Source organism: Candidatus Nealsonbacteria bacterium (assembly GCA_019923625.1).
Classification (GTDB): Bacteria; Patescibacteriota; Minisyncoccia; order Minisyncoccales; family RBG-13-42-11; genus JAHXGN01.
Genome location: JAHXGN010000003.1, coordinates 15,951 through 29,471, shown reverse-complemented (window position 1 = coordinate 29,471; position 13,521 = coordinate 15,951). Strand labels below are relative to the sequence as shown.

The window sequence follows — 13,521 nt, the reverse complement described above, 5'->3', positions numbered from 1 at the left end:
AAGAGGATTTATCCTCTTCGACTCCCGAGCCGCAGCGAAGGGTGGAGAAGAGGATTTATCCTCTTCGACCTCTACGGGTGTAAAGCCCAATTCTTTTTTAAATTTAATTTTTAAATTTTTCATTCTTGCCAATTGGTTAAATATGTAATTACTTGAACTTTTTTGTCCCTCCAAGAAATATTGCTAATTATTTTTTTGCTATTAGGGTCAATATTTCCTCCTTCTTCAACAATATTATCATTGACGTCTCGTTGAACGTTTTCAAAAATCAGCCATCTGGTAAAAATACCGATTTTTTCTTGACCCTCAATCAAAGTCCATTTGGGAGGAACATCGGTTGTTTTTTGAGGATAATAGGGAATATTGGTTTTTAAAGTTCCTAATCCATTTATATGCCAATCGGTTCCGTCTCGGAAGTTTCGAACTTGCTCAATTGTTGCTTGGACCAAATTGTTTGCTTCAATATTTTCTTTTAGTAAAGTAGAAACCCTTAAAGAAGAAACAATTGTTTGGGAAAGACCGGCAAAAACAAGGCCAATAATAAAAATAGCTATTAAAACTTCAATAATAATTATTCCTTTTTTAAATTTTTGATTTTTTTTTATTGCCATTCTGGTTCCGAAGCAAAAATTGAAGTTTTGGTTGTCATTAAACCGTCGGCTCTATATTTAATTAAGTAACCCGTTTGGTCGCCGGAAATGGTAATTTTAAGGGATTTGTTGTTAAATCTTCTGTCTCGACGAATCGAAAAAAGAGTGTTGGGGTCATTTAATTTATGGGTATGAATTTTTAGTCGTTGTTTTTCTCCTTTAACCTCAACTTCTCCCTGCCAAAAAATCTGTCCATTTTTTATGTTTTCAGCAATAATAATGTTTTTAACAACATTATTGTCAAGGGTTAATCTAAGGATTTCATTATTAAGGTTGATTGTCCGGTTATAAAGAAAATGAACATGTCTGGAATCAATCATTCGGCCATTAAAAGGAGTTGGCGGATTGCTTAAACCTACTTGACCGAGTTTTTCAATATAAATAGTTCTTGTTTTTGTTGGTTCGTTAATCAATCTTAGGTTTAGGTTTCCGGTTTGGAAAGTATGACCGCTGACCCGTTGAAAAACCACTTCTTTTCCTCCTCTCAAATTTATCTCAAAAATTTCTATTGACGAGGGGAGATTATAAATTTTATCAAAAGCCGTCTGGCGATTAATATAATTTTTGCCCTTAAATAAAATATATTGATGGGGAAAGGTTAAATTATTAAAATAAACTCCGTATTGAGAAGCTCCTTCTGAAGATAAGGTTTTATTTTGGGCTATTCTAAGGGTTGTAATAATTTTTTGCGCGCTATTTGTTAATTCCGATTCTCTTTTAAAAAAATAGAAAGTGGGAATAGTGATAGAAATTAAAACAGCCAAAATTCCAATAATTATCAGCAATTCAACTAAGGTCAATCCTCTAAAATTTGAAAAGCAAAATTTCATTTTATAAAATAGTGGGCAAGAAGACCACCGAATTCATTCGGTGGTGCTTCACCTTACTGCTCCCAACATTGAATAAATCGGCTGAATAATTGAAATGGCAAAAAGACCAACCGCAATGCCAACCAAAAGAAGTAAAATTGGCTCAATAATAGTAGATAAATTTTTAGTAATTGTAGCCACCTCTTCCTCAAAAAAATCAGCTAATTTGGCTAAAATTTCCGAGGTCTGGCCGGTTTCTTCACCAACCCCCACCATCTCAATAACCAAATGTGAAAAAAGGTTGTCATAAGAGCTTATTGCTTCTGAAAGTTTCCCTCCTTTTTTTATCCTTTCGGCTGCCTCAACTATTGCTTCTTTAAAAAAAACATTGCCCAAGGTTCGGGAAACAATTTCTAAAGACCTAACAATAGGCACCCCGGCTGAAATTAGAGAGCCCAATGTTCTAACGGTATAAGCTGAATAAGTTTTTTTAACAATCGGGGAAATAACAGGAATTTTTAAAATTATTTTATCGCTTATTGTTTTGCCGGTTTTTGTTTTTAAAAGAATTTTTAATAAAATGAAAAGAAAAAGAATTATTAAAATAAAGGAAAGCCACCTTTCAGCCAAAAAAACACCGAAAGAAATTACCAATTTAGTAAGAAGTGGAAGTTCAACATTCAGTTCTTGAAAGGTTTCGGCTAATTGGGGAACAACCAATATCATCATTAGAATTCCCATTCCAATCATGGTTGAAATTATAACCATCGGATAAATCATCGCTCCTTTTATTTTTGTCTTAATTTCATTTTCCTTTTCCTGTTGTTCGGTCAAAATTTTTAAAACCCCTTCTATAGTCCCTGACTCTTCGCCCACTTTTACCATATTAATAAAGAGTTCTGAAAAAACCCGGGGGTGTTTGGCTAAGGAATCGGAAAAACCTTTTCCTTTAATAACTTCTTCTCTTACTTTTAATAAAATCTTTTTAAATTTTTGGTTTTTGGTTAGGTTGGCTAAAACCAAAAGAGAACGGGGAAGAGAAACACCGGCTGAGACCATTAATTTCAAATTTCGAGTAAAGATTATTTTTTCAACCAAGGAAACCCGACCAATTTCCCACCAAGCCGAACCTTGAATTTGTTTCTCTTCTAATTCGGCTTTTATTAAAAAATAACCCTCTTGGCGGAGGGTTTGAACTAATTCTTTCTCGTCTTTAGTTTCCAATGTTCCATATTTTTCTTCTCCTTTTAATGACTTGGCGATATAGAAATACTTTGGCATAATAAAAACTCAAAACTCAAAACTTAAAACTTTACCCTTTGGTTTTAAGTTGTGGCTTTGCTCTTTAAAATTTACGTTTTGAGCTTACTCAATAATCACTCTCATCACTTCCTCAATACTGGTTATTCCCTGAATGGCTTTTATAAAACCGTCTTCAAGCATTGTTTTCATTCCTTCTTTTTTGGCTTGAATTTGAATTTGGTCGGAAGCAGCTTCTTTAATAATTAATTCTTTAATGGTTTCTGTCACTGGCAAAACTTCAAAAATACCAATTCGGCCTTGATAGCCATCAGGACATTCTCTGGTTTTTTTAGGCCGATAAAAATCAACATCTTTCCAAGTCATTTTGGGCTTGATAATTTTTTCTTCTTTGAGAGATTTAAGAAGAAGGTTTAAATTACAATATTTGGCAATCTGCTTTAGTTCCGAATCCGATAATCTGTATTTTTCTTTTTCCGGACATAATCTTCTGACCAGTCGTTGGGCAACAATAATGTTTAGGGTGGAGGAAATTAAAAATGGCTCTACTTTCATATCAATCAATCTGGGAATAGCTCCGGCAGCTGAATTGGTATGAAGGGTTGATAAAACCAAATGGCCGGTCAAAGCGGAATTAATTGCCAAGGAAGCGGTTTCATTGTCTCTAATTTCACCAACCATAATAATGTCCGGATCCTGCCTGATTAAAGCTCTGAGGCCCGAGGCAAAGGTTAAGCCAATTTTAGGATTAACTTGAGTTTGGTTAATTCTGGGAATTTGATATTCAATCGGGTCCTCAATAGTGGAAATATTAACCCCGGGAGTGTTTAAGGTCTCCAACGCTGAATAGAGGGTGGTCGTTTTACCGCAGCCGGTAGGTCCGGTTAGTAAAATCATGCCGACTGGTTTTTTTAGATTATCCTTAGTCCACTCTAATCCCTTATTTCTTAACCCCAATTCTTCCAAACCAGGGGCCTTGGTTGTTTCTGGTAAAAGACGAACTACTATTTTTTCTCCTTCAAAAATAGGCATGATTGAAACCCTGAGAGAATAACGATGTTCTTTGTTTTCAACTTTAAAGCGACCATCTTGGGGAAGCCGGTATTCATCTAATTTTAAATTAGAAAGGATTTTTATTCGAGCGACAATGCCTGAAGAAGCGCTTTTGGGAAAAGTCATTGTTTCTCTTAAAACCCCATCAATTCGATAGCGAACAATTATTTCCTTTTCCATTGGTTCAATATGAATATCAGAAGCTCGTTGAAGGATGGCGTGCTTAATCAAAGTGTCAACAATTTTAATCACCGGCAATTCTTTGGCTATTTTTTGTAATTCTTCTTTTGGAATTTCTTGTTCTAGGGCTGTGGCAGGAAAAAAAGCGCCGTCTTTTTTAATAATTTCCCCAATTTCTACTTTCAGCGTCTTTTGATATTGCCTTAAAACATTTTTTATGCTTTCTTGATTGGTCAGGCGAGGTAAAATTCTCAAATTGGCGGTTTTTTTAATAAATTCGATTGTCTTTAAGTCCTCGGGGTCAAGCATGGCTATCTCCAAATCGTTTCCTTTTTTTCTAAAGGCAACGATATTATGAGAAAAAGCAATTGGCTCGGGAATAATTCTTAAAACCTCGGAGGGAATAATTTCTTTTTCCAAATTGACAAAAGGAATGCCTAAAATATAGGCCTCTAATTTAATTAATTCTTCATGGCTAATCAGGCCTTCGGAAATCAAAATATGGCTGATTGTCTGATTCTCTTTTTCAGCTTTTTTTACCACTCTTTCAAATTCTTCTTCTTTGATTAAATCCGCATCCAATAAAAAGGCTTTTAATTGTTGGGGCTCTACTCGCATAGATTTACCCTTCTATGGCTTTTTTTATTTTCTCCACCACTTCCCCTAACGTATATTGGGCCTTAACTAAATAAGTTGTTGCGCCCAATTCCAGGGCTTTTTCAATGTCTCCTATTTCTTCCAGATTAGTTAAAACAATAATAGGAATATTTTTTGTTTCTTCATCTTCTTTTAATTTTTTAAAAACATCAAAGCCATGCATTTTTGGCAAAACCAAATCAAGTAAAATTAAATCCGGTTTTTTTTCTTTGACTAATTGGAGACCGGTTTTTCCATCCAAAGCGCTAATTACTTCATATCCTTCATTTTGAAGGAGGTTGGTAAGGGTTTTTTGAAGAATTGATTCATCTTCAATAAATAAAATTTTTTTCATAAAACGATAAATAGACGAATTAGCGCCGATGGGCGAATAATAACTATTATTGTATCATTGGCGGTTTGTTGGTCTATTAATCTTATTTTAATTATTTAATTGGTAGTGTAAACCAAAAGACAGACCCTTTATTTTCTTCCGAATGAAAGCCGATTTTACCCCCCAATCTTTTTATAATATTTTTGGCAATATAAAGACCCAATCCCGTGCCCGAGGTTTGATATCTCAGGACATTTTTGGCTCGGAAAAATTTTTGAAAAATATATTTTTGATCTTCTTTGGGGATTCCGGTTCCGTTGTCTTTTATTTGAAAAAAAATTTTATTATTGCTTTTTCGGAAAATTTTTGAAAAATATATTTTTGATCTTCTTTGGGGATTCCGGTTCCGTTGTCTTTTATTTGAAAAAAAATTTTATTATTGCTTTTTTCAAGAGAGATTTCAATTTTCCCGCCGGAGTTTTTCTGGTTATTAGAGCCGGTTGGATTTGGTTGAAGATAACGAAAAGCATTATCTAATAAGTTTTCAATTACTAATTTAAGCTGAAGGGAGTCGGTAAAGATTTTAGGTAGATTATTTTGAAGTTGAAGTTTTATTTCAATGTTTTCTTTTTTAATTTGAGTGTCAAGTCTTGAAATTAGATTCTTAATTAAATCTTCTAAAAAAAATTCGGTTTTATCAAAGGAAAGTCTTTTCATTTCAATTTTTGAGGTTGTCAGTAGGTCGGAAATTAATTTTGTCATTCTATCGCTGTTTTCTTTCAAAATTTTAAAATATTCTTCTCTTTCGGTTTTAGTTTGACTTGAATCTCCGGAAGCTAAAAACTCAATTGCCCAATTTAAACCAACAAGAGGGGTTTTTAGTTGATGAGAAACTATTTCAATAAATTCTGATTTCATTCTTGAAATCTCGGCTAATTTTTCAAAATTCCAGGTGATAATATAGCTGAGAATAAATAAAATAGCGGTAACGAAAAAAACAATCAAAGTAATAACCAGTGGGTCAACAATAAGCTCTCTGGCTATTAAATAAGTAAAGAGCATTGAAATAATAATAATTATTCCCATTAGCAAAAAAATAAATTGAGGGAATTGCCAAAGCGGCAGATTATGTTTTCTGGCCTGAGCGAAAATGTTTAATTGATAAAAAATAGTTTTAAGATTCATAAAGATATTATATCATATTTTATCATTTGACCAAAAAAAATAAAATGGTCTGTTTTTATTGAAAACTTTTTGGAATTTGATATAAATAAAATTAACGGGGCGTGGTGTAATGGTAGCACGAGTGCTTTGGGAGTATTTAGCCCGAGTTCGAATCTCGGCGCCCCGAAAGTTAATTTTTAGTACTGGGGTGGGAGCCCCGAAGGAGAGCAAAGCTCCCTACGGGGTAAAGATTTAGTCCCAGTTCAAATCTGGGTACCTCGAATTTGCGGGTGTCGTATAACGGCTATTATAACTCTCTTCCAAGGAGTAGACGAGGGTTCGACTCCCTTCACCCGCTCAAAGAGATAAATCTCTTTTTGCGCTTCGCCTCTGCGCAGGCAGATGCTCGTAGCTTGAATCGCAATGAAAAACGGCGCTTTAACGCCGTTTTATAATTTCCAATTTTAAATTTCTATTTTTCACTTCGCATATTCTATCACTCTCATTTCCCTGATAACATTAACTTTTATTTCACCGGGATATTTTAATTCTTCTTGAATTCTGCCGGCAATTTCTCGGGCTAATTTTTTAGCCGTTAAATCGTCAATCTCTTCTGGTTTGACAAAGACCCTTATTTCCCGGCCGGCCTGTAAAGCCCAGGCCTTTTCCACTCCGTTAAAAGAAGTGGCAATGTTTTCCAAGTCAGTCAGTCGTTTTAAATAATTCTCAAAATTGTCTCTTCTTGCCCCGGGCCTGGCTCCGGAAATTTGATCAGCCACTTGAACCAAAACCGCTTCCAAGTTTTCGTAAGGATGTTCTTCATGATGAGATTTCATTGCCCAAATAACCTCTTTTTCTACTCCAAATTTTTCCAGAACTTTAATTCCAATCTCGGTATGAGAGCCCTCTATTTGATGGTCAAGGGCTTTGCCAATGTCGTGTAAAAGCCCGGCTTTTTTACAAATTAAAGAATTGGCTCCGATTTCGCTTGCCAGGGCTGATGCCAAATAAGCCACTTCCAAAGAATGTAAAAGAACACTTTGACCATAACTGGTTCTAAATTTTAATCTACCCAATAATTGAATTAGCTTTAAATCAAAACCAATTAAGCCAAGTTCGTAGACAACTGTTTCTCCGGCTTCTTTAATTTGAGAGGTAATTTCTTTTTTTGCCTCTTCAACTTTTTCTTCAATTCTGGCCGGTTGAATTCTGCCATCCCGAATTAGTTTTTCCAAAGATATCTTGGCAATTTGGCGGCGAATGGGGTCAAATCCGGAAATAATCAGGGTCTGAGGTGTTTCATCAATAATTACTTCAACTCCGGTCAATTTCTCCAAAGTTCTGATGTTGCGGCCTTCTTTTCCAATAATTTTACCCTTAATATCTTCCGAAGGCAGGGGCAGGGACGTGGTTGTAATTTCCTGCGTTTGGGAAATGGTGCATTTTTGAATAGCCGTGGTTAATATTTCTTTTGCTTTCCTTTCAAATTTTTCCAAATCCTCTTTTTCTATTTTTTTTATTTTTTCTAAAATTTCCGACCGATATTCTTTTTCCAAATTTTCAAAAAGCTCTTTTTTTGCTTCTTCTTTTGATAATTCGGCAATTCTTTCCAAATTATTCAAACATTCTTGTTTTAGTCCCTCAAGACTTTCTTTTATCTCTTTAAGCCGAGCCACTTTTTCTTGAAAATTTTTTTGTTCCAATTCAAGGTCGGAAATTCTCTTATCTAAAATGTTTTCTCTTTTAAATAAAATTTTTTCTAACCTTAAAGTCTCGCTTCTTCGCTCGTCTTCCTCTTTTTTAAGGGTTTGGCTGATTTCTCTGGCTTTTTCTTTGGCAGTTGATAAAATTTCTTCAGATACTTCTCTGGCTTTTAAAATTTTCTTTTGAAGTTTTGCTTCTATGGTGCCAACCTGTTTTTGGGCAATTGATTGGCGAGCATAATAGCCCAAAATTGCTCCTATAATCAAAGAGCCCGTTATTATAAATATAACCTCTAGTTGATTCATATTTTTGAGTTGGTAATTTGATATCTAACATTTTTTTGAATTTAATGTTGAAAAACACCAAAATCCAAATTTAAGTTTGTAGTCAATTAAAATGATAGCGAATTTTCTAAAAATTGTCAAAAAAAACAACCCGGAATTTTCAGGTTGTTTTCATATCTTTTGCCCCTAAAAAAATGTAACGAAGCAAGGCCTCGTTACATTTTTTCAAACTTTAAAAGGTCTCGATCGCTAATCTTTTCCCACATTTCCAGCTCTTTTTTTAGATTTGCTCTTTCTTTTAAACCCTTGAGATAATACAAAATCGCACTCAATAAAAAATCTTCATTGGAAATTCCAAAGTCACGAGTTATTTTATCAACCTCTTTAACTAATTTTTTAGGAATAGTAATGGTATTGCTCATACATCTACTTTCATTATATTCTTTTTAAAAATTAGCGTCAAATTTTTGGACGCCCACGAGATACAAAATAACGTTCCGTAAAAAAGGTACCCGTCCCTTTTTCTTTTGCAATATTGTCATGTTAGACACTCGGTGTCTAACACCCTATTCCCTATAAAGCCTTAAAGGAGCTTAGCTCCTTTTTCTGGAAATGATCCATAAAGGAGCTTAGCTCCTTTTTCTGGAAATGATCCATAAAAAATGTACCCGTCCCTTTTTCTTTTGCACTGTCACTAGAATAAGTAGTGTCGGGTACTGATTAAGGTTAAAAATAGAGTTGACCCCATTTTTCCACAGAAAACCAGTAACAAAAAGGGACGGGTACTTTTTGCCTCTTTTCTTTTTACCTTATTGCCTTACTCCTAATGAAAAAAAGTACCCGTCCCTTTTTTAATTTTCACTCTTACGCCGCCAGTAGCAGCCAAAAGAATGCTTGCCAAAAGACCGAGAATGCTAATAACAATCAGCAATTCAACCAGGGTGAAGCTCTTTTTAGAGAGACCTTTAACTCTCTCTCTCTCTCTCTGAGATTAGATTTTTTGAATACATTTTTGAAAATAAACATACTTATAATTAAATTTTTATAGGGTCAACCCTATTTTTAACTATTTTTAACCTTAATCAGTACCCGACACTGCTTATTCTTTTTCCCCGAAGGTTCTATAAGTAGTGTCGGGTACTGATTATTGTAACTATTTTAAAATCCAATATATTCAACAAGGAAATTACCTACCCATTCAGGGAAGAGAAGGGCAAGAATTGTAAGAAGACCAAAAACAGCCAAAAGGACATAACATAGAATGCCAACCCAGTCAGGAAGTTTTATTGCCAGAACTTGCCGAATCTTTTTAATAATATCCATAGTTCTTTTATTATATATTATATCTTATTTTTTGTAAAATTCCTATGTTCTCGGCTTATCTTAGTTTAGCCAAGTTTGTAAATCTTTTCAATGGTTTAAAGCTTTTTCTGTGGATTTTGCAGGGGCTGTATTTCTTCAGCATTTTTAAATGATATTTAGTTGGGTAGCCCTTGTGTTGAGCAAAACCATATTGAGGATATTTTTTGTGGTATCTTTGCATTATTCTATCACGCCAGACCTTGGCGATTATACTGGCGGCCGCACAGGAAAAAACTTTCTCATCGGCTTTGATTATTGATTTTTGAGACAGGGGTAAATTGAGTCTAAAATTTCCATCTAAAACCAAAATGTCTATTATACTACATTTCCTACGATTGTAGAAAATATGGTATTTTTGTTTTTTTAATTTTTTTTCTAAATTTTTAAGAGCTTTAATCATTGCCAATTTTGTTGCCTCTAAAATGTTAATTTTATCAATTACTTTTTCAGAAACCCTGCCTATCCCCCACAAAATTCCGGGATGGGTTGTTAATATCCTATAAAATCTTTCTCGTGCTTTTGGGGTGAGTTTTTTGGAATCCCGAATCTTTAAATCCAAAATCCGAAATCCTAAATTCGAAATAATATCCAAATCCAAATGACCAAAATTCAAAACGTGTTTTGAACATTTGAATTTTGGATTTTGATATTGTTTAGGATTTAGTGCTTTGAATTTAGGATTTTCTATCATTACAGCACAAGCTATGACTGGGCCTGCGATGGGTCCTCTTCCAGCTTCATCTAAACCAGCCACTCTTTTATATCCCTTTTTCCATAATTTTCTTTCTTCTTGAAGGGATGGATGTTTCATATTATACTAATATAACATGAAATTTACTCATCTCCACGTGCATAGTCATTATTCTCTACTTGATGGCCTTCCGAAAATTGACGAGCTTTTAGAGTATGTTCAGAAATTGGCAATGGATTCGGTTGCTTTAACCGACCATGGTGTTTTATATGGAGCGATTGAATTTTACAAAAAAGCGAAAGAAAAAGGAATAAAACCAATAATTGGAGCCGAGATGTACATGGCCTTTGAAAAAATGACCCAGGAAAGGCCGAACATTGATGATAAAAAATATCATCTCGTTTTATTGGTTAAAAACGAACAAGGTTACAAAAATTTGGTAAAACTGATTACCAGGGCTCACCTGGAAGGGTTTTATTACAAACCGAGAATTGATGAAGAATTGTTGGCTCAATACTCCTCAGGATTAATTGCCTTAACCTCTTGTTTGGCAGGTAAAATCCCTCAATTAATTTTGACAAAAAAAATTGAGGAGGCAGAAAGTTTAGCCCTAAGGTATCAAGAAATTTTCGGCAAAGAAAATTTTTATTTTGAAATTCAGCACCACCCGAATTTTGAAGACCAGAAAAAGGTTAATAGGACTTTAATTTCTCTCTCTCAAAAATTGAAAATTCCTTTGGTAGCCACCAACGATGTTCATTATTTAAAATCAGAGGATGCCGAAGTTCAGGATATTCTAATGTTAATCAATACCGGAGCCAAACCGGACGACCCGGAAAGATTAACGATGAAACTTGATGATTTTTCAATGAAAAGCCCGGAGCAAATGCTCAAAGATTTTAAGGATATACCGGAAGCAATTGAAAATACTCAAAAAATCGCTGAAATGTGTAATTTTCAATTTGAATTAGGGAAAGTTATGCTTCCTCAATTTGAAACACCAAACGGAAAATCAACAGATGAATATTTAGAAGAACTTTGTTATCAGGGATTAAAAAAGCGATACAATATTGAAAATCCGAAATCCGAAATCCGAAATCCGAAATTCAAGGAAATTCTTGACCGATTAAACTATGAATTATCAGTGATTAAACAAACCGGCTTTGCCTCTTACTTTTTAATTGTCCAGGATTTTGTCAATTGGGCGAAAGAAAATCGGATTGTAGTGGGTCCGGGCCGCGGGTCGGTCGCGGGTTCTTTGGTTTCCTATGTTTTGAACATTACCAATGTTGACCCTTTAAAATACAATCTTCTATTTGAAAGGTTTCTCACCAGCGAACGGGTCGCTCCCCCTGATATTGACTTAGATTTCGCTGACCGAAGAAGAGATGAGGTAATAAATTATGTAATTGAAAAATACGGCCGGAATAAGGTAGTCCAAATTATTACTTTTGGCACAATGGCGGCCAGAGCTGTAGTCAGAGATGTCGGCCGGGTTCTCAATTATCCTTACAAATATTGTGATAAATTAGCCAAAATGATTCCCTTTGGCTTAACTTTAGACCAGGTCCTGGCCGGTGTTGATGAATTTCGCCAAATTTATCTTTCCGACCCCCAAGCCCAAAAACTGATTGATTTTGCCAAAAAACTGGAAGGCTGCGCCCGGCACGCTTCAACCCACGCCTGCGGGGTGGTAATTTCAGCCAAACCCTTAGATGAAATTGTTCCTTTGCAGCATCCAACCCAAAATGAAAAAATCATTGTCAGCCAATATGAAATGCACGCAATAGAAGATTTGGGATTATTAAAAATGGATTTTTTGGGGCTGAAAAACTTAACCATTATTGAAGATACTTTGGCCCGGATTTACAAAGTTCAGGGAAAATCAGTTGATATTGAAAATATTGCTCTTGGTGATAAAGAAACTTTTAAATTATTACAGCGAGGCGAGACAGTCGGGGTCTTCCAGTTAGAGTCATCGATGATGCGACATTATTTAAAACAATTAAAACCAACCGAGTTTGAAGATATTATTGCTATGGTTTCTCTTTACCGGCCCGGCCCCATGCAATTTATCCCGGATTATATTGAAGGAAAACAAGAAAAGAAAAAAATTACGTTCTTGCACCCGAAATTAAAACCGATTTTAGAATCAACTTACGGAATTCCGCTTTATCAGGAACAAATTATGAAAATCGTTCGGGAATTAGCCGGCTTTACCTTAACCGAAGCCGATGTCTTAAGAAAAGCCATTGGTAAAAAAATTAAAAAACTATTGATGGACCAAAAAGAAAAATTTATCAATGGCTGTAAAAAAAATAAAATTGATGAAAGTATTGCCATTCAAATCTGGCATTGGATTGAACCCTTTGCCCAATATTCCTTTAATCGAAGCCATGGCGCCACTTATGCTCTCATTGCCTATCAAACCGCCTATTTAAAAACGCATTTTCCAGTAGAATTTATGGCTTCTCTTTTAACCTCAGAAAAGCAGGATGTTGAAAGGGTTGGTTTTTTGATTGAAGAGTGTAAAAAAATGGGAATTGAGGTTTTGCCGCCCGATATTAATGAAAGTTTCGCTTTTTTCAGCGTTGTCCCCAAAAAAAATCAAATTCGCTTTGGTTTATTGGTAATTAAAAATGTTGGTTCAAATTTGGTTGAGGCAATAGTTGAAGAAAGAAAAAAATCGGGTCATTATCTTTCAATTGAGAATTTTTTCGGACGAATAGATTTAAAATACCTTAACAAAAAATCTTTAGAAAGTTTAATCAAGGCCGGGGCTTTTGATAAAATGATTGAAAGAAATCAGTTTTTGTTTAATTTAGAAAAATTATTAGAATTGTCAAGAGAAAACCAAAAATCAAAAAATAGCGGTCAAAGGGGACTTTTTGACGGACATGAAAACATGGCTAATATCAAATTTCAACTTTCTCCGGCAAAACCGGCTAGCAAAACCGAAAAATTAAATTGGGAAAAAGAACTTCTGGGTCTTTTTGTTACTTCCCATCCTTTAGAAGGTTTCAAAAATATTTTTTCTAAAAAAACCCTAAGTATTGAAAAAGTAAAAAATGATTTGGGTCTCAAATTAAATAATTATGGTTTTCCGGCTCAAAATTCAAATCAATTTATAAAAATACTTGGCCTTATTTCTTCAATAAAAAAAATTATTACCAAAAACGGCAAACCAATGCTTTTTATGAATTTAGAGGACTTATCGGATAAAATTGAGGTTGTTGTTTTCCCCGGAGTAATTGAAAGAAATCCTACTGCCTTTCAGGAAAACAAAATCGTTTTGGTCTCGGGCAGGGTCGACAACCGCGACAACGTGCCCAAACTAATCTGCAAAGAAATAGAAGAAATTTTAGAGAGTTAAAAATATGGCATAAAAAGGAGC

Annotated in this window: 13 protein-coding genes and 2 tRNA genes; 3 read left to right on the top strand and 12 right to left on the bottom strand. The window is 34.7% G+C overall.

Going from position 1 to position 13,521, the window contains the following annotated elements; translation table 11 throughout:
• Positions 1-119: 119 nt before the first annotated feature.
• The 7 genes from KY055_00795 to KY055_00765 form a co-directional block, all read right to left on the bottom strand.
• A complete protein-coding gene (locus tag KY055_00795) occupies positions 120-611 on the bottom strand; it encodes a hypothetical protein (protein MBZ1345173.1) in 492 nt (163 codons plus the stop codon).
• The gene (locus KY055_00790) at positions 602-1,480 is read right to left on the bottom strand and encodes a prepilin-type N-terminal cleavage/methylation domain-containing protein (protein ID MBZ1345172.1); all 879 of its coding nucleotides are present in this window, start codon (positions 1,478-1,480) and stop codon (positions 602-604) included. The genes KY055_00795 and KY055_00790 overlap by 10 nt, the downstream gene beginning before the upstream one ends.
• A 48-nt stretch (positions 1,481-1,528) precedes the next feature.
• Positions 1,529-2,740 (bottom strand): type II secretion system F family protein, encoded by a 1,212-nt coding sequence (locus tag KY055_00785; GenBank protein MBZ1345171.1) that lies wholly within the window; start codon positions 2,738-2,740, stop codon positions 1,529-1,531.
• Positions 2,741-2,824: 84 nt separating this feature from the next.
• Entirely contained in the window at positions 2,825-4,570 is a 1,746-nt protein-coding gene (locus KY055_00780) for a GspE/PulE family protein (GenBank protein MBZ1345170.1), read from the bottom strand.
• A gap of 4 nt (positions 4,571-4,574) precedes the next feature.
• Complete coding sequence (locus tag KY055_00775) at positions 4,575-4,943, bottom strand: response regulator (protein ID MBZ1345169.1); 369 nt, start codon at positions 4,941-4,943, stop codon at positions 4,575-4,577.
• A 91-nt stretch (positions 4,944-5,034) separates the two neighbouring features.
• A complete protein-coding gene (locus KY055_00770) occupies positions 5,035-5,301 on the bottom strand; it encodes a HAMP domain-containing histidine kinase (GenBank protein ID MBZ1345168.1) in 267 nt (88 codons plus the stop codon).
• The gene (locus tag KY055_00765) at positions 5,247-6,107 is read right to left on the bottom strand and encodes a HAMP domain-containing histidine kinase (GenBank protein MBZ1345167.1); all 861 of its coding nucleotides are present in this window, start codon (positions 6,105-6,107) and stop codon (positions 5,247-5,249) included. The genes KY055_00770 and KY055_00765 overlap by 55 nt, the downstream gene beginning before the upstream one ends.
• A gap of 95 nt (positions 6,108-6,202) precedes the next feature.
• Here KY055_00765 and KY055_00760 point away from each other — a divergent pair.
• Together KY055_00760 and KY055_00755 are read left to right on the top strand one after the other, a co-directional pair.
• A tRNA-Pro gene (locus KY055_00760) sits at positions 6,203-6,273 on the top strand.
• 99 nt (positions 6,274-6,372) lie between these two features.
• Positions 6,373-6,444: transfer RNA gene (locus tag KY055_00755), tRNA-Gly, on the top strand.
• 121 nt (positions 6,445-6,565) lie between these two features.
• Here KY055_00755 and rny read toward each other — a convergent pair.
• From rny to KY055_00730, 5 genes are all read right to left on the bottom strand, one after another.
• Positions 6,566-8,095: a ribonuclease Y gene (gene rny / locus KY055_00750; protein ID MBZ1345166.1), complete on the bottom strand. Its 1,530-nt coding sequence runs from the start codon at positions 8,093-8,095 to the stop codon at positions 6,566-6,568.
• Between the two features lie 194 nt (positions 8,096-8,289).
• A complete protein-coding gene (locus KY055_00745) occupies positions 8,290-8,496 on the bottom strand; it encodes a hypothetical protein (protein ID MBZ1345165.1) in 207 nt (68 codons plus the stop codon).
• Positions 8,497-8,897: 401 nt separating this feature from the next.
• Complete coding sequence (locus KY055_00740; GenBank protein ID MBZ1345164.1) at positions 8,898-9,014, bottom strand: hypothetical protein; 117 nt, start codon at positions 9,012-9,014, stop codon at positions 8,898-8,900.
• Positions 9,015-9,232: 218 nt separating this feature from the next.
• Positions 9,233-9,397 carry a hypothetical protein gene (locus KY055_00735; protein MBZ1345163.1) on the bottom strand — a complete coding sequence of 55 codons (165 nt, stop codon included), beginning with the start codon at positions 9,395-9,397 and terminating at the stop codon, positions 9,233-9,235.
• Positions 9,398-9,452: 55 nt separating this feature from the next.
• On the bottom strand, positions 9,453-10,247 hold the full coding sequence (locus tag KY055_00730; GenBank protein ID MBZ1345162.1) for a ribonuclease HII: 795 nt from the start codon (positions 10,245-10,247) through the stop codon (positions 9,453-9,455).
• A 16-nt stretch (positions 10,248-10,263) separates the two neighbouring features.
• Here KY055_00730 and KY055_00725 point away from each other — a divergent pair, with 16 nt between their 5' ends.
• Positions 10,264-13,500: a DNA polymerase III subunit alpha gene (locus KY055_00725; protein ID MBZ1345161.1), complete on the top strand. Its 3,237-nt coding sequence runs from the start codon at positions 10,264-10,266 to the stop codon at positions 13,498-13,500.
• The last annotated feature ends 21 nt before the right edge of the window (positions 13,501-13,521 follow it).

Excerpts from the sequence above, each read along its gene's own strand:
- KY055_00795 (MBZ1345173.1), bottom strand. The coding sequence starts at position 611 with ATGGCAATAAAAAAAAATCAAAAATTTAAAAAAGGAATAATTATTATT.
- KY055_00790 (MBZ1345172.1), bottom strand. The coding sequence starts at position 1,480 with ATGAAATTTTGCTTTTCAAATTTTAGAGGATTGACCTTAGTTGAATTG.
- KY055_00785 (MBZ1345171.1), bottom strand. The coding sequence starts at position 2,740 with ATGCCAAAGTATTTCTATATCGCCAAGTCATTAAAAGGAGAAGAAAAA.
- KY055_00780 (MBZ1345170.1), bottom strand. The coding sequence starts at position 4,570 with ATGCGAGTAGAGCCCCAACAATTAAAAGCCTTTTTATTGGATGCGGAT.
- KY055_00775 (MBZ1345169.1), bottom strand. The coding sequence starts at position 4,943 with ATGAAAAAAATTTTATTTATTGAAGATGAATCAATTCTTCAAAAAACC.
- KY055_00765 (MBZ1345167.1), bottom strand. The coding sequence starts at position 6,107 with ATGAATCTTAAAACTATTTTTTATCAATTAAACATTTTCGCTCAGGCC.
- rny (MBZ1345166.1), bottom strand. The coding sequence starts at position 8,095 with ATGAATCAACTAGAGGTTATATTTATAATAACGGGCTCTTTGATTATA.
- KY055_00745 (MBZ1345165.1), bottom strand. The coding sequence starts at position 8,496 with ATGAGCAATACCATTACTATTCCTAAAAAATTAGTTAAAGAGGTTGAT.
- KY055_00735 (MBZ1345163.1), bottom strand. The coding sequence starts at position 9,397 with ATGGATATTATTAAAAAGATTCGGCAAGTTCTGGCAATAAAACTTCCT.
- KY055_00730 (MBZ1345162.1), bottom strand. The coding sequence starts at position 10,247 with ATGAAACATCCATCCCTTCAAGAAGAAAGAAAATTATGGAAAAAGGGA.
- KY055_00725 (MBZ1345161.1), top strand. The coding sequence starts at position 10,264 with ATGAAATTTACTCATCTCCACGTGCATAGTCATTATTCTCTACTTGAT.